The sequence below is a fragment of the Telmatobacter sp. DSM 110680 genome, assembly GCF_039994875.1.
Lineage (GTDB): Bacteria > Acidobacteriota > Terriglobia > Terriglobales > Acidobacteriaceae > Telmatobacter.
In genome coordinates this window covers 4,180,889-4,200,944 of the sequence record NZ_CP121196.1, presented here as the reverse complement: position 1 = coordinate 4,200,944, position 20,056 = coordinate 4,180,889, and the positions used below count along the sequence as shown (strand labels likewise).

Below are 20,056 nucleotides of genomic sequence, written 5' to 3'. Positions count from 1 at the left end.
CGACGGACGCAATGGCACCGGGCGCCGCCATCAAATTAGATGTTTGGTTTTTGTTCATTTTCGTTCCTCTTGAAAGGTTGATTGCTCAAAGCTTGACAAACTGAACTGAACCGTTCAGTATTGAATCTCGTCCCCGGAGGTCCTCGCAATGATCAGGGTGCAAAACCTCGTCAAAACCTTTGGCTCGTTCACCGCCGTCAACGATGTCTCATTCGACGTGGCGGCAGGCGAAATCTTCGCTTTCCTCGGTCCAAACGGAGCAGGGAAGACCACGACCATCAAAATGCTCACCACGCTGCTGCGCCCCACCAGCGGCAACATCACGCTCGACGGTATCGATCCTCAGACACATCAAAACGCCGTGCGGCAAAGCTTCGGAATTGTTTTTCAGGATCCAAGCCTTGACGGCGAATTGACAGCCGCCGAGAACATGGAAATCCACGGCGTTCTCTATCACGTTCCGCACAAGATTCGCCGCCAGCGGACAGAAGAATTGCTCAAGCTCTTCGAGTTATGGGACCGCCGCAAAGATCAGGTGAAGAAATTCTCAGGCGGTATGAAGCGCCGTCTCGAAATTGCGCGTGGCTTTCTGCATACCCCCAAAATCCTCTTTCTTGATGAACCAACGCTCGGCCTCGATCCACAGAGCCGCAATCAGCTCTGGAACCATGTCAAGAAGGTTAACGAGGCGGAAAATGTCACCGTGTTCCTCACGACTCACTACATGGATGAGGCCGACCGCGTAGCGCATCGCATCGGTGTCATCGATCACGGCAAACTCGTTACCCAGGGCACGCCCCAAGAAATTAAGGAACAGACTGGATCGGCAACTCTCGAAGACGCATTTCTAAAACTGACAGGCTCGACAATCCGCGACGAAAGCGCCAGTTCGGCCGACCAGATGCGTCAATTCGCAAAAATGTGGCAACAGCAAAGGAGGTAACCGATGAGTGCAATTTACATTCTCTGGCTGCGTGAGCTCAAACGTTATACGCGTTCGCGCGCGCAAATCATCGCTTCGCTCGGCCAGCCGATGCTGTATCTGCTTGTGCTTGGGTTCGGACTTGGGCCGGTCTTCAAACGCGCCGGCAACGGCGACTATTTTCAGTTCATCGCGCCCGGTGTGATCGGTATGTCTGTCTTGTTTTCGTCGATCTTCTCAGGTCTTGGTCTTCTCTGGGATCGCCAGTTTGGATTTCTCAAAGAAACACTGGTCGCACCTGTGCCGCGTATCCAGATCATGATTGGCCGCACCCTGGGCGGAGCTACAGTAGCATGCATCCAGGGCATGCTAGTTTTGGTCATCTGTCTGATCGCCGGCTTCCGGCCCGCTCATCTCTCCGCCATTCCACTCGCTCTCGGGTTCATGGTGCTGATCGCTCTCCTCTTTGCCGCCCTGGGCATGGCCATTGGATCGGGCCTACAGGACATGCAGGGATTTCAGCTCATCATGAACTTCCTTGTTCTGCCCATCTACTTCCTGTCCGGAGCGATGTTTCCGCTCGGCGATACAAAGAACGTCTTGAAGTACATTACGCGCGCCGATCCTTTGTCGTACGGCATCGACGGAATGCGAAATGTGCTGGGTGCATCCAATGCGGCTTTTGATCCACGCCTTGACTTAACCGTTCTCGTCTGTGTAGGCGCCGTCCTTCTCGTTTTTGGGGCTTGGCGTTTTTCAAAGATAGAAATCTGACATGGTACGCCCTCGCAGCATCGAAGCTCACGAAAAGGTCCTCACCGCCGCGCTCGCACTGTTTGCCGAGCGCGGCATTGAGGCCACCAGCATGGATTCCATCGCGCAGGCTTCCGGCGTCAGCAAGGCAACCATCTACAACCACTGGAATGACAAAGAAGCTCTGCTTCTCGAAGTGATGTTGATGGTCAACGGCCTCGACCGCGAACCGGAAGACGTGGACACAGGCGACCTGCAGCAGGATCTCGCCACTGTTCTAACGCGCAAACCCCCTGACAGATTCGACGCTGCGCGCAATCGCATGACGCCCTCGCTGATCGCGTATTCGGCACTTCATCCCGAATTCGGCAAGGCATGGCGTCATCGCGTCATGGAACCGCCGCGCCAGTGTCTCAAGCGCATCTTGCGCCGCGGCATCGCACGCGGGGTTCTACCGCAGAATCTCGATCTCGAAGCCGCCATGGCATTGCTGCTCGGCCCCATGCTCTACGCCCACGTCTTTCACAAGCAGCAGCACCCGTCCAACGTGCCCGACCTCGGCCCCCTGACCGCGCAAGCGTTCTGGCGCGCCTACAGCCAGGCCCGTAAAGAACACATAGAAAAAGCAGGAATTAAGAGATCGATAAGCGCGTCAAAATCCAAAGGATCCAAAACTATCAGCTAGATTACGGCACTGAAATTCGCTTTAAATGTTGGCGGTGTCATTCTGAGCGAACGGGGCCCCGAACGTATTTCAGTTCGGGGGTGGTGAGCGAAGAATCTGCTTTTTTCATTTTATCTCTGAGTAAACAGATGGCGGCATCTAAAACCCCGAAGGCCTCTCTACAGCCACTGCAAACGCACGCTCCAGCGCAATGCCCGCCTCACACAACGTCCCCTCATCAAAGAGCCGTCCGATCAACGTAACGCCATGCGGAACTCGTCGCGGCGGAGAAAACTTTGGCAGCGGATGTTGCGGGTCTGGGGCCCAGTCACTGCGCGCTTCAGAAACTTCAACGAAATCAGCGCGCAATGTAAGCGACGGATGCCCGGTGTTGTTCGTGATCACCAGCATTTCATCGCGCAGAGATGGAACCAGCAGCAGGTCGACCTGCGAAAACACCCGCGCCATCTCTACCGTCACCTTGCGACGCAGGCGATCTGCCTGTACGAAATCTACCGCCGACAGAAAACGCGACTGTCGAAATGTATTCGGCCATGCATCGGGAACCTGCGCCTTCAGTTCAGCTTCCTTGTGCGCCAGCGTCAACTCCTCAAAAGCCGCAGCGCCCTCCGCAAACAAAATCAAATTCAAGGAATCGTAAGGCCAGTCTGGAATTGAAACCTCAACTAACTCCATCCCAAGTTTCTTCACCACATCCAGCGCGGCACGATCCACGTCCGTGGCAGGCGCCTCCTTCATCCAGGCAGGGAAGTAACCGACGCGCAGTCCGGCAACCTTTGCGTTCGCATCAAACGCCAGCGTGCTCGGCACGCTCGCCACATCCCCCGCATCCGGACCTGAAATGGCAGTGAGCACAAGAATCGTATCTTCGACATACCGCGCCATCGGCCCGAGTTTGTCGAGTGACCAGCAAAGTGTCATCGCTCCCGTCCGCGCCACGCGTCCATACGTTGGCCGCAGGCCGGTGACCCCGCAACGCATAGATGGACTCACGATGCTGCCGCCGGTTTCGCTGCCAATTGCAAACCCAACCAGTCCCGCCGCCGTCGCTGCACCCGGTCCTGCACTAGACCCAGAAGCGCCCTCTTCCAGCAGCCACGGATTCATCGTCTGACCGCCAAACCATATGTCATTCAGCGCGAGCGCACCGAGGCTAAGTTTCGCCACCAGCACCGCGCCAGCCGCATTCAACCGCTCCACCACCGCACTATCTTTTTGGGGAACTCGATCGCGATACGGCTCAGCACCGTACGTAGTCGGAATGCCTGCCGTATCCAGTAGGTCCTTTGCGCCCCACGGGATTCCGTGCAACGGCCCGCGATATTTACCCGTCGCAATCTCCGCGTCCGCGCGCCTTGCCTGCTCCAGCGCATGATCCCGCGTCAATGTGATAACACAGTGCAGTTTCTTGTCGAACCGTTCCAGCCGGTCGATATATATCTGCGTCAGCCTCTCCGAAGTAATCTGCCGCGACTGAATCCAATGCGATAGCTGCGCAACGGACGAAAACGCAATGTCGGCATCGTTTGCTGGCAGCGGAGTTCGCTGATCGGCGCTGCGAATGTAGAAGTTTTCCCCACGGCCTGATTTTCCCGGCTGAATCCCGGCCAGCATCGGATTCCAGATCGTCGCGGGCGCCACACTGGCCTCCAGAGCAACCTTCCGTGGTCCCGTCCGCCGCTCATAAAGCGGAGCCATCGCCTCACGCCAGTTGCCCGCAGCCTGGGCGCGGTCAGCAGGACTCATTTCGATCTGCACCAGCTTTTCTGCCTCTGCAAACGTTCCCGCGTTCACTTCGGGACCAACCGGCGCCGAAGTTCCAAACGCCGTCGGCGCTCCCGGTGTCTCTTGATTCGCGGGTTTTTGAGGGGTTTGCGGGCCAGCTTGCGCATCCAGCGGCAACGCAGCTCCCAACGCACCAAGCGCGCTTACTGCCAGAAAGTCTCTTCGTGTCTGGGTCATCGTTCCTCTTGTTTGAAGATTATTGATTCCTGGCATCGCAAGACTAGAAGCACTATAACCTGTGGCCACGACCACCCGTTCCGTTACCCAAAGCGCAAGCCAGCCCAGTGAATTCTTCTTGTACTTTGTCCCAATGACCTCGCCCCGGTAGAATCAATATTGAGCAGCAAGCGGGGCAGGAGGGTCGTTGATGCCTTCGCCGTTGCCAACTTCAGATGAGCGAACACCCATCAGGTTCACCCAACAACCCGCAGCCTGTTTCCGCTGCGTGGAAGAGAATTGAGACGGCACGCCATCCCCAGCGGCCATATCCCATGGACTTCATCGAGCGAATCTTCACGGATTTCAGCGAGATTCACGGGGATCGCGCCTATGGCGATGATGCCGCCGTGGCCTGCGGCATGGCCCGCCTTGGCGATGACGAAGTGCTGGTCATCGGCAACCGCAAAGGCGGTTCCACCAAGGAGCGAGTCAAGCGCAACTTCGGCATGCCCCATCCTGAGGGTTATCGCAAGGCGCTTCGCTGCATGAAGATTGCGGAAAAATTCAATCGCCCCGTTATCAGCCTCATCGACCTGCCCGGCGCCTATCCCGGCCTCGGAGCCGAAGAGCGCGGTCAGGCTGAGGCCATCGCCCGCAACATTCGCGAGATGGCGCGTCTGCGTGTCCCTACCATCTCGCTCATCAGCGGCGAAGGCGGATCAGGTGGCGCCCTTGCATTAGCAGTCAGTGACCGCGTGCTCATCCTGGAAAACGCGCTCTACTTTGTCATCACGCCAGAATCCTGCGCAGCGATCATGTGGCGAGATGCGGCCCACAAACAGCAGGCCGCTGAGGCTATGCGCATCTCCGCACCTGAAGTCGCTGCTCTCGGATGCGTCGACGAAATCATCTCCGAGCCACCCGGCGGAGCGCACACCGATCATCCTGTCGGGGCTGGACTCGTGGGCACAGCCCTTCGGAAGCACCTGGACGAATTGAAATCCATGCCCATCGATGCAATGATTGCGGCGCGCCAGAAAAAATTCCGTAACATCGCCCAGTGCTACACAGAAAGCTAGAGCGCGTGCAGCATACAAAATCTGTCCGGCATACAAAGCCTGTCGAGTGTCATGCTCGACCTGAGGATCGACGGTTGTTCACTTCCCCATGCCATCGCTGGAGTCAACGATGACCCCGTCTGTGCGCGGCGGCAAGTTCCGCGCCTATCTCGAATTCATCGCTGCAATCATCTACTTCTTCGTGGTGCGCTCGTTTTCTCGCAGCGCGGCGATTCGAATTCAGCACGATGCATGGGCTCCGCTGCTCGAGCAGATTCTCTTCGTATTCCTGCTCGTGCTCGGCTATGCCGCATTCGGCTCAATCTTCGACAGGCAATCCCGATCGATCGCTGCACAGGGCCTGCCCCTCCGATCTGGGTGGAGTCACGAAGCTGCGACCGGCATGGCCGTCGGCTGGGGTGCCGTGATCGTTTGCGTGATCCCCATGCTCCTCTTCGGCGGCATTGCGGTGGTGATCACTACGCAGACATCTTCCTGGCCATGGCTGCTCGCGGACGCCGCATACTTCGCGCTCCTTGCTCTTGGCGAGGAGGTCGCCTTTCGCGGTTACGGATTTCAGCGTTTTGCCGCCGTCGTTGGATCCTCAGGTGCCGCGCTCGGCTTCGCACTCTTCTACGCAATCGTCCACGCGCTCCAGCCCGGAACCTCCAACGCCAGCATCGCCATCTCCGTCGTCTTCAGCTTCCTGCTCACCACCGCCTATCTGCGTACGCGGGCGCTCTGGCTGAGTTGGGGTTTCAACTTCGCCTGGAAAGCTTCGCAGGCCCTCATCTTCGGACTGACGGTAAGAGGCATCAGCAGCCACTCGCCCATCATCGAGGGCAATCCCATGGGGCCTTTCTGGCTCACCGGCGGCGGATATGGTATCGACGCCAGTTGGTTCGCCTGCTTGGTGCTTCTGGCAGCCTTTCCAGTGATTTACCGCGTTACCCGCGATCTCGATTTCCGCTACAACGCACCCGTTTTTGTTCCCGGCGGTATCCCCGTAGATCTCGATGCGGCCGCACGTGCCCAGCATGAGTCCGCCACGCGCCCTGCCGAACCGGCCCCACCCTCGCTCGTGCAGATTCTCCCCGTTTACACGCCACCCGTCTCCGAAAAGCCTGCATCTGATTCAACAAGCGAGCCCAACGGCCCTCGTTAAATCCCCGTCTCATGGGCCCCCGGCTCCGGCTTATATCTCCGATTTGACCTTTGTGGTTCTTTAGAACTACTGTTGGCACAATGCCACGCGCAGCCATGGGAGGACGCCCATGATCCGGCCATCATCATCTTCCTCATTTCAGTTCCATGCCCCCGTTCGTCTCATCACCCTCTTCTGCGCTGGGTTAGCCCTCAGCGGCGTAATGGCGTTGGCCCAGGCCATCACCATCGATACGAAGTCGGGCGCGAACCACGGAAACGGCACCGTGGACCGGCGTTATGCCCAGATCAAGCCCACCAATGTCCCTCTCGACAAGTCTGAGCTTGACGCCAAGACGCGCACCGAACTCATCCGCGTCCTCCAGGCCGAGCAAGGATTTGCCATGCGGCCGTTTCCCATGGGACACAAAGGATTGACGCTGGTCGCGAATGGCGAACTCACCCCGGCCGGCGAGCCCTATCTCGACATGGTCACGGCAAATGGAATCTGCGCCAAGCCCGGAGACCGGGTGGTACTCACCGACGTCAAGTTTGACCGCAACAAAATTGTCTTCGAACTCAACGGCGGCCCCGACCTGAAACATCGCTTTCTCCGTCACGTCCAGATCGGCGCTGGCGGTGGCATGACCAATCCAGTCGTGCAGGACAACGGCGAGCAGGCTACCGGCGCCCGCCTTACCCTCGAATTCAAAGGGCGCATCCCTGAATTGACCGGTTCGCAGGTAAAAGCGCTCCTTACGCCGCTCATATCCTTCGACGTCAAAACGCCCATCCAGGCATTCACTGATACGCTTCCGCCCAAGCTGAAGGAAGCGATACTCGATCACAACGTAATGGTCGGCATGAGCACCGATATGGTGCTCTTCGCCATGGGACAGCCGCAACGCAAGGTGCGCGAAGTTGATGGACAAACGCCCTTTGAAGAATGGATATATGGCGCGCCGCCCAACCCCGTCCAATTCGTAAGGATCAATGGCAACCGCGTCATTCGTGTTGAGATCGCCAAGGTCGGCGAATCGCCCCGGATTTTCACCAAGGATGAAGTCGATGGCCTGATGCGCACCGATGGCACGCCCCTCGTGGCCGAAGAACAGCACACCCGCACCGTGAAAATGGGTGACGTCACCCGCGATCCGGATAAGGAAGCCCCTGCGCCACCGCCCACCTTGACCGCCCCCGGCGAAAAGCTGCCCGACAACGCTGCACAACAGTCCGGGGTCATGAAGCCCGTCGAGTTCCCCAAGCAGAAGCCCGATGACTACCCTGACGTGGAAGCCGCGCGTCGCGCCGATCAGGCTAAAGCCGCAGAGGCTGCCGATGCTCAGAAAGCTTCTGACACAGGGGCTGGCACCGCTAAACCTGCGACCAGCCAGGGGACGACACCATCGTCGGCAACCTCTCCAGCACCTGACTCAACTCAGCCGCACTGAGGTTCTTCGAAGCTTACTGATGTAAACTGAAGGCAGCGAGTCTGGCTGCCTCCCGTCGACAATCTTGAGCAGGGAAGAGTTGTTTGACCGCGCCGTTGAAGCCGCGTGCAGATCATCCGCGCGTGTGTGCAGAGACAATCATCAAAGGAGAAACACCCAACCCATGGCCAAGATTGCCAAAACCGGTGACCGCAAGAAAGCAATGGACACGACGAAGTCCACCGACTGCCCCAAGTGCAGCAAACCCACGCGTATCGTCAAGCGCGTGAAGGACCGCGAGCGCGGCGTTCCGGGCGGAGTATATATCTCCTGCTCAGCGTGTGACTTCTACGAAAAACTTTAAGTTTCAACGCAAGTCTCAGCTACTGAAAAAGCCCGGCAAGCCGCCGGGCTTTTCCTTTCTACCCAGTATTTGTTCCGCATGTATGAGGATTTATTCCGGTAGACAGCTAGCGATTATTCCTCCGCGAACGAAGGTTCGGTACCCCAACTCAAGCACTGTCATTCCGACCGACCAACGGGAGCGGAGGAACCTGCAGTTGCTTTTTCCCACCGCCTCCACAAAGGCCGGGTGCCCCATCCATGACGCGGTTTCATCGAGCCATGGGTGGGAAAGCACGAACCAGGATTTCAGACAACGTCGCGATCACAGCGCTCCCGCCATCTCCTCAAGAATCGCCGCCGCCGCCTTCGCCCGATCAGCCGCCTGCGTGATCGGTCTCCCCACCACCAGGTAGCTAGCTCCCAGGTGCAGCGCATCCGCCGGCCCTGCAACCCGCTTCTGATCCCCGATCGCCGAACCCGCGGGACGGATTCCAGGAATCACCAGAACCCCCGCCGGCCCCGTTAAAGCACGCACCGCCTCAACCTCCTGCGGAGAGCAGACGAACCCACGAATCCCGGCCCCCAGTCCCATCTTCGTCAGCGTCTCCACCTGGAAAGAGGGAATCCCATCTACGCCCACCGCATTCAGTTGCTCCGCGTCCATGCTCGTCAGCACCGTCACTGCCAGCAACTCCGGCGCATTGGCCACCCCCGCCAGCGCATCCTTCGCAGCCGCCAGCATCGCCGGACCACCGCCCGCATGCACCGTAAGCATCCGTACACCCAAACCCGCCGCCGACCGAACCGCCCCGGCTACGGTGTTAGGAATGTCATGCAGTTTCAAATCCAGAAAGACGTTGTGCCCGCGCGCCACAATTGGCTCCAGCACCGCCGGCCCCGCCGCTACAAACAACTCCAACCCCACCTTGAACCACTTGCACGTACCCTCCAACTCCGCCACCAGCCGCATGGCGGACTTCGAGTCGGGAACATCCAGTGCAACGATCAGCCGCTGCCGGGCAAGCTCAAGCGGGTCAGCTTTGGGAATTTTTGCGCTCTCCATAGACTCGACAGTCTCCTGGCTGCTCATGAATCCATGGTACCGCTGTTGTGTGTCACTCATCTTCTGAAACAGAGCGATTCGACATATCTGAAACGGACGCCCGGCAAAGAACGAAACGGCTGTCTCAAGTCGAACAGGCGGCGTATCCTTGCCCCACAGTTTCCCCATCGCCAGTTGCTGAGCCCTCTCTATAAGCGACGGGGCTGGTGTCACAAAATACGTAAGAGGAGAAAGACTATGAAATACATGATCACGTGGAATGAGCGTCCCCAGGGCTCCCCCGCAGAATACGAACAGGCACAGAAGCGAATCCTGGATGTCTTCAGCCCTTGGAAGGCGCCAGCTAATTTCAAAATCGAGTCATTCGTCATCCGCGTCGGAGACTGGGGTGGCTACATGCTGATGGAGTGCGACGACCCGCTCGAAGTTCACAAGTTCTGTTCAATGCTTCCCGCCTTCACCTTCGAAGCTCGCCCCGTTGTCCCCGTTGCCGACGCCATTCGCGTGGAACTCGAAGCGATGGCTTACCGCGACGGCCTCAAGAGCAAATAAAAACCAATCAGATCACCGATGAACGAACCGCCTAATACGGACCCCGGCTTTGTATCAGGGCACGACTTCAGTCGTGCCGCAAAGCCGCAAACAACATATGGGCATCAGCCCCTGAATATTACTGGCCTGGTCCGCCGCTTCGAGTTGGTAATACGCCCGGAACAGCGGAATCGAGCATCGCCGCACTCGGCGGCTCGGCTGCTCCAACAGATGGCCGGAAGCCTACAATCAGGCCAAGCTCACCGAAAAGCGGCTCGAGCATATCTGATGGCCGCTTACAGCAGAAACATCGAACCAAACGTGCAGGTGTTTTCGGTTGGCGAGTCTTATTGGTTGACTGCTTTCCTGTTGCAATAGGCGGTGGTCCCTGCGGCGGCGATTGCTGCCTTGGTGTCTCTCAGCAACTCGTCTACGGGAACCAGGTCCCAGCTACGATTCATGTACGGTGCGTCAGGAATGGCGCCATGAGAGAGATCGAAACTTCTTCCCGCGATTGCCTTGTAGAAGCCGGTCTCGGGAATGTACTTGAGATACAGAAGGTATTCGTCACCCGGCTGAAATTGGGGGAAGTTCCATTCTTTGCCGATCACCGAGCGCCCATTGATCGTCAGCAATCCGCCTGCCCTGACTACAGAAATCTCGCTACTGACGAAGATGGGAGACTTGCGGTTATCCTGCAGCACGCTGCTGATTCGGACTTTCCATTCCGAATAGATGAAATCCAAATCGGCTGTCATGTGGCTGACACTGGATTCGGCTCTCGCCACAACGACGGCATCCGACTGGCAGGCGAATTCAACCATTCGTATCGGAGGATAGGGAGGCTGAATAGCATGTGCGCCGTCGTTTTCAACACGGTCATCATCATTGATGACGGTGACAATGCCGGTCGTCTTCTGAAGACGTTTCGCGATGGTTTCACCCGGTTCTTCGTTGTGCCAGAGTTGGCTGTGGATCTTGGCCACTCGTTCCGCGTTGCCGTTTTCGCTCGGGCTTTTAGCCTGCCCACTCGATGTCAAAGCCCAGGCTGTAAGGGCGAGCACACCAATAGTCGGCATTCGGAATTTCATTCGTGTTCCCTTCGGGGCGTGGACGGTGATACCCGGGATGAGCGTACTGCTCGGGAGAACGTTCGTAAAGCCGACTTCTAATTCGAAACAGCATCCCACGATTGAGAAGTAAGTTGACGCTTCATGCATCCAACAAAAGCTAGAGGTGCATTTCAGTTGTGGGGACGGTCTGTGTCCTTCCGTTTAACTGAGTCAACGTCCTGACACTGGAAGTTGCGTGCGTCCTGGGTGTCACCGGTTCCGGTATACTGCGCGTGTTTCGGATAGGCGCACAGCGGTCGGCTGCGACCCGGAAATGCCTGACCGGTGGCGATCACCGCGTCGGGCGCCGTACCTTTCTCCACCCAACTGACGACTGCGGTGAGAATGTCGAAGTGATCGAGAGCGGGACCGCCGCCGCAGTGGGCCATCCCGGGGACGAGAAACATACGGCTCCATTCAGAAACCTTTTCGGCTCCGCCGTTGGTGGCGGCAAGTGATTGGTAATAGCCAAGCGTGTCGAGCGGCGAGAACCACGGATCGCTGTCGCCGTGGAAAAAGATGAGCTTGCCGCCATTGAGCGAAAACGTAGAGAGATTGGTGGACGCAGGCTCGACGAGCGGATCAGAGGCATGCAATGCGGCCTTATCGACGTCGAGTTCAGTCGCGGTGGTGTACGGACCAAAAAGACCACTTGGTCCCAAGGCCAGTAAACCTGATGCGAAGCCTTTCGAAGTAATGCCCGCGTCATAAAGGAAGCCCGGATAGACCTGCGTGCCGTAGGCATTCTTCGGTCCGGCGAAGGCTTTCTTGATGGCGGCGGTTTTTTCAGGAGCGATGCAAGCCTCAGTCTGGCCGGATTTGCAGGCAAGAACTGCAGGATCAAAGTCGCATCCGAGCGGATCGAAGATCATGCCGTCGGCTACGCCGTCTTTCGCGTCGCATTGTTTTATCAGCGCATCCATAAAGAGCTTTCGATCATCGTCGGTGAGGAACTTATCGATCTCGGGCTTGCCGGAGGCGTCTTTGGGAGCAGCCTGGTTATAAGCCGATGGGATCCATTGGGCGATGGCAAGGTTTGACAGGCCGGTGCGCATTGCCGGATCACCCGAGACAATGCCGTTGAACACGGTGGGATAGCGCTGCGAGAGGATCATGCCTTCGCGCCCGCCTGTGGAGCAACCGACAAAGTAGGAATACGCTGCAGATTTTGCGTAGTAGTGCCCGATGATTTGCTTCGCCACTCCGGCGACTTCAGCATTCGCGAGAAAGGCAAAATCGAGATAGGCCTGCTGGTCTCGCATGAAAGTAAAATCGAATGCGCCCGTTTTTGCCTTGTGTCCCGTATCGGTGCTGGCCACGGCGAATCCGCGGGAGAGTGCCGGCTTGTCGCCTGCATAGTTCGCGCCGGCGGGGTACGCGATGATGCCATTGCCTCCTCCGCCACCCTGCATCATGAAGTCACCGTTCCAAGCCGCATTTTCGGGCAGTGCAAGAGCAAAGCCGATGCCGAATTCCTGACCGTCGACGCCCTTGCGGCGATTGATAACTCCGTCGACGCGGCAATGCGCTGGAAGCGGGCCAATGGATGGAGCGCCGGGATACGGCGGCGGGACGATGGTTCCGGCGGGAACGAGTGCGGCCTTGGCGATTTCCACGGTGTCAATCTTTAGCCCTGCTAGAGCAGCGCAGTTTTCAGCCGATTGCGACTGGGCAGACAAAGGCGCATACAGCGCACTCACCAACAGAAGCGAGAGTTTGCATTTCGTCATAGTTGACCTTCTTTCCCGTGAACAGATCAAGCGCTGCATGCACCATTTTGTTCTACGAACCCGGCGCAGCACCATCATCACTTGATAGTTGCGTGAACTTCGTTGCCTTCGTAACTGATCTCCGCGTTTGCCGTGCTGGTCACATCTACGCCTGTTCCATGTCCTGCTGCGACCAGGACGACGCGGAATTTGCGGTGTTCGATCATTCCGGGGAAAGAGCCTTGCCGCGAGCCGATGGTGAGTGACGAATTGTGGTCGTTCCATTGGATGGGGATGACGGAATGTTGGCCCTTCTCGTACTCGTATCCATCGCCTCCGTCTTCATAAAGGTCAAATTTCCCATCGGCGCCACGATAAATGCGAAGCTCGATGGGTCCGGCGGGATCCTGCGTGGCGTACTCGATCTGCGGACCCATAGGAAGAATGGAACCGGCCCGCACGAAAAGCGGAATACGATCGAGCGGCGCAGCGGCTTCGATCTCTTGCCCGCCTTTGACCGATTTGCCAGTCCAGAAGTCGTACCATGCGGCAGCTGCCGGCAAATAAACATTGCGCTTGACCGCGTCGGCTTTGAGCACAGGATTGACCATAATGGCAGGGCCAAACATGAATTGATCGCCGAGGTTCCATGTGTTGGAGTCGCCGCGCCAGTCCATCACGAGCGGACGCTGAATGGTGTAGTCCTCGCTGGTCACCTTCCAGGCCAACGAATAGATGTACGGCATCAGCCGGTACCGAAGCCTGTCGTAACTCACTAGGATGGGCTCGACTTTGTCGAAGCTCCACAACTCGTTATGGGGCCGGTGTCCGTGGGTGCGAAAGATCGGGCAGAACGTGCCGTACTCGAACCAGCGAGCGTAGAGTTCCTGGAACGCCGGATCGGCGATTGGGTCTTCGTGCGGAGGCCAATAGCCGCCGATATCAGTGGTCCAATATGGAGCTCCAGACAGCGCGAAATTCAGACCGGCTGGAACCTGATGATTCAATCCCCAGTAAGTACCGTAGACATCTCCCGACCAGACAGTGGCACCAACACGTTGCTGGCCGAGAAATGCGGAACGCGTGAGCAGAAAAACGCGCTTGCTCGGGTTCTGCGCCTTCCAGTGATCCTGCACACCGAGGGTATGCGCGAGTGGAAAGACGTTGGTGAATTCGGCGCCGTTGCCGATCGCGATCTGGCGGCTGCTGAGAATGGCGTCGCCCATGTGCGGCCAGTATTCTTCGGGCTCGGCGCTGTCGAGCCAGAACGCATCCCATCCCTGCGCTAGCAGCTTGCCGGGCAGGTGCTGCCAGTAGAGGTCGCGCGCCTCGCGGTTGGTGGCGTCATAGACGTGCGCGTCGGTCACTAGTTCGTTCTTTGCATCGAGAAGCTTATAGGTTTCGGAGCTGGGATCGAGCAGTCCCCAGACAGAGATCATCGCGTGCACGTTTTCCTTGTGCAGCGCATCGAGATCTTGAGCCACATCGTGATAGTTGGAATTGAAGACTGGATCGCCCTCGGTCTTCCACCAGAACCAATCCTGCACCATGGCGTCGAGCGGAATATGCTCCTGCCGATAGCGCGCTGCGATCCCGCGAATCTCGTCGAGCGATACGTAGCGGTCCTTCGATTGAAAAAAGCCATACGCCCACTTCGGCAACATGGGCGTGTGGCCGGTCATGGTGCGGTACTCGTGAAGAACGGCGTCGATCTCCGGGCCGTAGAGAAAGTAGTAATCGATAGACTTGCCCGCGATTGACGTCAGCTTCATATCAAGCGGGAATCGATTGTCAAAATAAGTGAGCGCCGCCGTATTCCACATCAGCCCGTAGCCCTTGTTCGAAATCAGCAGAGGGATTGCGACATCAGTGTTGTTTTGACCCAACTCAACGGTGGCTCCGCGATAGTTGAACATTCCGTTCTGGTGCTGGCCCAGCCCATAGAGCGCTTCAGTGATAGAGGGAGAAAAGCGGTCCGTGACGCGGTAGGTGTGTTCTCCATTGAGCTCGACCGGCTCGTAGGTTCGCGCGATGCTGTTGCCTTCGTTCAGCAGCGATTCTCCACTGATGGTGCGAAATGAGAGATTGCCGCGTTCGACATTGACAATCACTTCAAGCTGAGAAGTCTTCAAACTGGCCGCTTTCGCGTCTTGCGCAAACGTGAATGGCGCTCCGGGACAGGCTTGCAGTTCGTCGAGCATCCAGGGGCGCGGCGATCCTGAGGCAGCACGACCGGGCGTGGCAACGACGTGAATCACCGAGTCAGCACACACGGCGACTTCCAAGACTTCACTGCCCGCGGTGGCGCGGATGCCGTGGCTCGTCTGCTCGATTTGTGCGGGTGGAGGCCCCGGCGCATTCTGTCCGGGCATTTGTGCGTTTGCCATCAGCGAGGCAGCGAAGAAGAGAAACAGGACAGGAATGAGTTCCCATCCATCCCGACACATGCGGTGAATTCCTGCTTTCCTAAGCATCCTCGATCTCAACTTTCTTTCGCTGGCATTTTGCCATCTAACGGCAATCGGCTGTGAAGCAGAGGTTCTTGCTGAAGAACGGCAGCACATGATTCTGGAATCGATCGGCGACTGCGCTTACATGCGTGCCCGCGTAAATCTCAAAGCTGTTCGCGATCCCATAGTTATCGAGGATGGTATGCAGCTTGGTAGCATCGAATCGCAATCCGTCCTGATCGCCAACATCCATCGAGATGGCGCGGTATTGTTTGAGATTGCCGATGTACTGATCGACGAATGCAAGCGGCGAGTTGGCCGTGTATCTCGCTACAATCTCCGGCTGCGGAACGCCATCCTTTGTCGGCAGATCGAAGTAAAGCGGAGGGTTCTTGGGATTGGGTGCCCACGCCGCTGCTGTTGCATACTGCGCGGCAGCGAATCCCGGCGACTGCGCCGCAAGGTCTGCCGGAGACTTGGCGGTGGCCACCTTCTTCTCGCTCGCGATGGCGCGCTCCTTGATCTGATCGGCGGTGCCCGGTCCGCCCCCGATCATCGAAGACATGCAACAGGGACTCATGATGTAGAGAGCGCCAAAGACATCTGGATGCTTCATGCCGATGCGCGACGCACCATAGCCGCCCATGGAGTGGCCGACAAGACCACGGCTGGTGCGATCGGGGATGGTGCGATAGTGTGCGTCGATGTAAGACACAACGTCATGCCATATAAACTTCTCGAAATCGCCGGTGGTAACCGAGCTTGAATACATCGAGCCGTTATACACGGTTTTAGAATCGGGCAGCACGACGATCATCTCCTGCGAGCCTAGCGCGAACGCACCTTCGACGGTCTGCGGAACATGAATCTCATGCGTCCACTGCTCCGCGCCGATGGAGTACCCGTGGAGCGCGTAGACCACGGGATAGCGGCGTTTTTTGTCTTTCTGGTAGCTGGGCGGCAGAAAAACGATGACCTCCCGATCGACGGCGTCGCCTTCAAGATTGCCTTCAAGTGCCGTGCCGTGGATCTTGATGTGCTCCACTGCCACTGGCTTTGCGCCAGAGACAACTTCGGGAACGTTGGTCTGCACCTGGGCCGAGGACTGGGCGGCAGGTGTGATCGCAACAACGCACGCTAGAAACAGTTTCATCATTTTCATCTGAACCTTCTCTCGAGAACTTGCACTACTGCATCCAATACGAATAAATGTTCACGCTGAAGGGGCGCACCGTGATGGTGGTAGGCAGCGCACCGAGCGTCTCTTCCTCCACTTGAACCTCAGGCTTCTTGTCCACTTGAACGGCTGCATCGATGGAGTCAGGAGCCATGCGCCACACCTTTCCTTCACTCGCAAGCCTCGTTCCACCGATGGCAATCCTGATGCTCTGTGCAGAGTCAGAAGGATTGAGTACGGCAACGGAGAGGGTCTTGCGGTCGTCGCTTAACGCCGCGCTAACATCCAGCGGATACGTGTTACTGCCGGGGTTGACCGCGGGTTGATCGCCGCCAGCAGGAAACGTTGGCTTCGGCTGTGGAGAGTCTCCGGTTACCTCGACGGGGATAGTGCCGAAGTGATCGCGGTACATCTTGAACAGCATTCCAGTGGGATTGAGGATTGCTTCAGTTCGGTTCTGGCTCATCATCGCGGTTGCGAAGGTGAATGCACCCATCTGGAAGATATCGGAGTGGCGGAACATTTCATGGAAGGCCCACGCATATGCCGGAACGACCTTATATCCGTCGCGGTTGCCGCCGAAATAAGCCCATTCATCAATTGCAATCGGAACGGGCTTGGCACGGAAAGCGGGAATGCGCTTCAGGTATTCCTGATAGTGCTCATATTTGGCGCGAACCTGGACGGCGGGCGCGCGTTCCCATTCAAGCAACGACAGCGGAGGCTCGATAGGCACCTTCTTTTGCAGCTTCATGTCGGTATGTTGCGTGCCCGATGCGTAGTAATGCTCGCTGACCATGTCGATGTTGTCGAGGCAGTTCAGCAGCATTTGCCCCGTCCAGTCAGCCGAGGAAAGATAGTCCGGAACATACTGGCCGTTGATGCGCCTCGCCTGGTCGGCTCCTTCCATCACGTCCGGCATCGCTCCGCCAGCGATCAGCTTGATGGATGGATCGATCTTCTTCATCTCTTTCGCGAAGAGATTGTGCTTCAACTCAAATTGCGGAAGCGACATCGAGCCCATCTGGTAGTCGCCCCATGGCTCGTTACCAACTCCCCACCACTGCACGTGATATGGAGCAGGGTGGCCATTCGCGGCTCGCCATCTTCCCAGGGGCGTTGTTGCGGCACCGTTGGTGTATTCGACTAGCTCGCGCGCCGACCACGCGTCGCCGAACCCTGCATTGACGGTGATATAAGGATCAACGCCGAGGAGACGGCATAGCGTGAGAAACTCGTCCGTGCCCACGTCGTTGGGCTGCACGGCGTGCCAGACAGGATCGAAGATAGGCGGCCGCTTATCGATGTCACCTACGCCATTGCGCCATTCATATGCGGAGACAAAGTTGCCTCCCGGAAAGCGGAGGACGCCGAAGCGCAATTGCTTGAGCGCAGCGACCACCTCCGGACGGAAGCCTTCAATATTGTCTGCGGGCATCAGCGAGACCGCGCCAACGTGAAAGGAGCCCGAGCCTGTGCCGGTGATCTCAAGAGTGGCTTCGTCAGTGTCTGTTCTCGCTGTATAACGCAATGGGAATTTGCGGTACGCGGCGCCGAGCCTGTCGATGGTGACGGTCTGGCGGTCAGCGGGTTCCTTGCCCCAGATGATCGTCACCTTCACCACCGCGCCGGGAGAGCCGGCGAGAACGATCCGCCCTGTGTAGGCCATTCCTTTACGAACGGCGATTCCGGATTGGCTCACACCATGAGGATCTTTGGCATCGAGTTTGACTAACGGCGAATGATCACCAGTGTAGGCATCCATGGAGTCCATGGTGACCACGTCACCACCGCCGATTGGAGACCACCAGCGCGTAGGAACGCGCCGAAAGCGCGGATTGCCGCCAGCACCACCTGTCACCGGAGGCGGCGTAGGTGCGGTACTGGCGACGGGATAGAAGAACTTGCGATCGACTAGCATCTCAGACCAGACGCCAGTGTTCACGATGTCGCCGCCGTGCTCAAGAAACTGGCCGTAGATATTTTTCGAGATAGGAGCGCCAGTCTTCGAGGTATCGATCGTGGCGTTGACAATCCGAGTCTGGGATGAAAGGGCGAAGGGAAGCGAAAGTAGCAGTAAGAGACACACTGCTGGCCCTGGGGTAAGAGTTTTCGCGACGATCTTCAGGGGCATAGTCATTTCTCCCAATCATGGATGGAGCAAATGTGCGTACAACCGGAGGCGGTCCGTCGTTGAATTTCGAATTAACTGCAACATCGTCAAGGGCACTTGCCGAGTGAGTTTCGCGATTACGGCTCAATCGTGATGACGGTTACTGATCGAGACGCTACCGTGAGCGAAAGCTTCCCGCTCCGGAACCCTCGAATATACACAGAGCAGACCAATACGAACAAGTCCAATAAATCGCTTTATTTCTGAGCAGTAATCGTTTACTATGCGCATGGCCGAGAGAGCTGATCTGCCCCGTGCCAAGCCGGCCCTCGCTCTCAAACCTGTCCGCTAGGAGGTGCATTTTGAAAGTGATTGCATTTGCAATGCTGCTGACCGCGAGCTTCTGCTTCGCGCAGGACCAGGGCAATTTCAAGCCCGCCACATCGAATGTTTTGGATGCGCAGTATCCGAAGGTCGACGGCAACTCGCGCGTGCAGATTCGGTTTAAAGCGCCCGACGCCGCGAAGGTGAAGCTCAATTTCTGGAGCGGTCCCAAGGTTGACATGGAGAAGCAGCCCGACGGCTTCTGGACCCTCACAACCCCACCGATGGCTCCCGGGCTTCATTACTACACGATCATCGTGGATGGCGCTGAGGTGAGTGATCCCGGCAGTACCGCCTATTTCGGAGGTAGCAAATGGGCGAGCGCGGTCGAAGTGCCTGAGGCCGGAGCAGATTACTACTTGCCTCAGAATGTTCCGCACGGGCAGGTTCGTGAGGTCTGGTATCACTCCAGCGTGACGGGCACGTGGCGGCATGCCCTCGCATACCTACCGCCGGACTATGACACCGCGAAGACTCGCTACCCGGTACTTTATCTGCAACACGGCGGTGGTGAGGACGAATCAGGATGGATCCGGCAAGGCAAAGCGAATTTCATACTCGACAACCTGATCGCCGGCCGAAGTGTAAAGCCTATGATCATCGTCATGGCGAACGGATATGCCAGTCGTGTCGGCTACGTCGTTCCTGATCTCACAGGAAAGCCGTTCGGCTCGCCTGAGTTCCTGAAAGTAATGCAGGAGCGGATGGGCGCTTTCGAAGACGACATGACCCAGGTGCTGATCCCTTTTGTCGATAAGGCATTTCGCACGATTGCCGATCGCGATCACCGCGCCATGGCCGGACTGTCCATGGGCGGAATGGAAACGTTCCAGGTGACCTTCAATCATCTCGATCTGTTCTCTTACATCGGTGGGTTCAGCGGCGCGGGAAATCCTTTTCTGACGGGTACCAAATTCGACGTCAAGACCGCGTACAACGGAGCCCTGGCCGATCCATCCGAATTCGCAAAGCGCGTTCATCTGCTGTGGATTGGCGTAGGCACGAATGAGCCCGAACGCATGAAGTCTGGATTGGAGAGCCTGCACACTTCGCTTGACGCGGGAGGTGTGAAGCACGTCTTTTACGAGTCACCCGGCACCGATCACGAATGGCAGACCTGGCGTCGCGACTTGAAAGATTTCGCACCGCGACTGTTCCAACCTGTCGTTCATCAACCGATTGCTGCTCAGCAGAAGTAGAGTGCCCGGGCTCCCTATGCGCATGGCATGTGTCGCAG

At 57.5% G+C, this 20,056-nt stretch carries 16 protein-coding genes; 9 read left to right on the top strand and 7 right to left on the bottom strand.

Features of this window, described 5'->3' with window-relative positions:
* Positions 1–148 precede the first annotated feature (148 nt).
* The 3 genes from P8935_RS17420 to P8935_RS17410 are packed head-to-tail and all read left to right on the top strand — an operon-like array spanning position 149 to position 2,360.
* Entirely contained in the window at positions 149–943 is a 795-nt protein-coding gene (locus tag P8935_RS17420) for an ATP-binding cassette domain-containing protein (RefSeq protein ID WP_348261571.1), read from the top strand.
* A 3-nt stretch (positions 944–946) separates the two neighbouring features.
* Positions 947–1,696: an ABC transporter permease gene (locus P8935_RS17415; protein ID WP_348261570.1), complete on the top strand. Its 750-nt coding sequence runs from the start codon at positions 947–949 to the stop codon at positions 1,694–1,696.
* 1 nt (position 1,697) lies between these two features.
* Positions 1,698–2,360 (top strand): TetR/AcrR family transcriptional regulator, encoded by a 663-nt coding sequence (locus P8935_RS17410; protein ID WP_348261569.1) that lies wholly within the window; start codon positions 1,698–1,700, stop codon positions 2,358–2,360.
* Positions 2,361–2,498: 138 nt separating this feature from the next.
* Here P8935_RS17410 and P8935_RS17405 read toward each other — a convergent pair whose 3' ends face one another.
* Positions 2,499–4,322, bottom strand: coding sequence for an amidase (locus P8935_RS17405; RefSeq protein ID WP_348261568.1), 1,824 nt, complete (start codon positions 4,320–4,322; stop codon positions 2,499–2,501).
* A 215-nt stretch (positions 4,323–4,537) separates the two neighbouring features.
* Between P8935_RS17405 and P8935_RS17400 the strand changes: the two genes are divergently transcribed.
* The 4 genes from P8935_RS17400 (at position 4,538) to P8935_RS17385 (ending at position 8,299) form a co-directional block, all read left to right on the top strand.
* Entirely contained in the window at positions 4,538–5,383 is an 846-nt protein-coding gene (locus P8935_RS17400) for an acetyl-CoA carboxylase carboxyltransferase subunit alpha (protein WP_348261567.1), read from the top strand.
* A gap of 109 nt (positions 5,384–5,492) precedes the next feature.
* Positions 5,493–6,527, top strand: a complete 1,035-nt coding sequence (locus P8935_RS17395; RefSeq protein ID WP_348261566.1) for a type II CAAX endopeptidase family protein — start codon at positions 5,493–5,495, stop codon at positions 6,525–6,527.
* Between the two features lie 109 nt (positions 6,528–6,636).
* Positions 6,637–7,956, top strand: a complete 1,320-nt coding sequence (locus P8935_RS17390; protein ID WP_348261565.1) for a hypothetical protein — start codon at positions 6,637–6,639, stop codon at positions 7,954–7,956.
* Between the two features lie 163 nt (positions 7,957–8,119).
* The gene (locus P8935_RS17385) at positions 8,120–8,299 is read left to right on the top strand and encodes a hypothetical protein (protein WP_348261564.1); all 180 of its coding nucleotides are present in this window, start codon (positions 8,120–8,122) and stop codon (positions 8,297–8,299) included.
* Positions 8,300–8,602: 303 nt separating this feature from the next.
* Here P8935_RS17385 and pyrF read toward each other — a convergent pair whose 3' ends face one another.
* Entirely contained in the window at positions 8,603–9,511 is a 909-nt protein-coding gene (gene pyrF, locus P8935_RS17380; protein WP_348261563.1) for an orotidine-5'-phosphate decarboxylase, read from the bottom strand.
* Positions 9,512–9,580: 69 nt separating this feature from the next.
* Between pyrF and P8935_RS17375 the strand changes: the two genes are divergently transcribed.
* Positions 9,581–9,895 carry a DUF3303 family protein gene (locus P8935_RS17375; RefSeq protein ID WP_348261562.1) on the top strand — a complete coding sequence of 105 codons (315 nt, stop codon included), beginning with the start codon at positions 9,581–9,583 and terminating at the stop codon, positions 9,893–9,895.
* Positions 9,896–10,221: 326 nt separating this feature from the next.
* On the opposite strand, the gene P8935_RS17370 is transcribed toward P8935_RS17375, so the two are convergent.
* The 5 genes from P8935_RS17370 to P8935_RS17350 form a co-directional block, all read right to left on the bottom strand.
* Complete coding sequence (locus P8935_RS17370; RefSeq protein WP_348261561.1) at positions 10,222–10,953, bottom strand: hypothetical protein; 732 nt, start codon at positions 10,951–10,953, stop codon at positions 10,222–10,224.
* 164 nt (positions 10,954–11,117) lie between these two features.
* Positions 11,118–12,716 carry a tannase/feruloyl esterase family alpha/beta hydrolase gene (locus P8935_RS17365; protein WP_348261560.1) on the bottom strand — a complete coding sequence of 533 codons (1,599 nt, stop codon included), beginning with the start codon at positions 12,714–12,716 and terminating at the stop codon, positions 11,118–11,120.
* 77 nt (positions 12,717–12,793) lie between these two features.
* Positions 12,794–15,169 carry a TIM-barrel domain-containing protein gene (locus tag P8935_RS17360; protein ID WP_348261559.1) on the bottom strand — a complete coding sequence of 792 codons (2,376 nt, stop codon included), beginning with the start codon at positions 15,167–15,169 and terminating at the stop codon, positions 12,794–12,796.
* Positions 15,170–15,206: 37 nt separating this feature from the next.
* Positions 15,207–16,307: an alpha/beta fold hydrolase gene (locus P8935_RS17355; RefSeq protein ID WP_348261558.1), complete on the bottom strand. Its 1,101-nt coding sequence runs from the start codon at positions 16,305–16,307 to the stop codon at positions 15,207–15,209.
* A gap of 25 nt (positions 16,308–16,332) precedes the next feature.
* Entirely contained in the window at positions 16,333–18,456 is a 2,124-nt protein-coding gene (locus tag P8935_RS17350) for an alpha-N-arabinofuranosidase (RefSeq protein ID WP_348261557.1), read from the bottom strand.
* Positions 18,457–18,803: 347 nt separating this feature from the next.
* Between P8935_RS17350 and P8935_RS17345 the strand changes: the two genes are divergently transcribed.
* Positions 18,804–20,018 carry an alpha/beta hydrolase-fold protein gene (locus P8935_RS17345; protein WP_348265352.1) on the top strand — a complete coding sequence of 405 codons (1,215 nt, stop codon included), beginning with the start codon at positions 18,804–18,806 and terminating at the stop codon, positions 20,016–20,018.
* Positions 20,019–20,056: the final 38 nt, after the last annotated feature.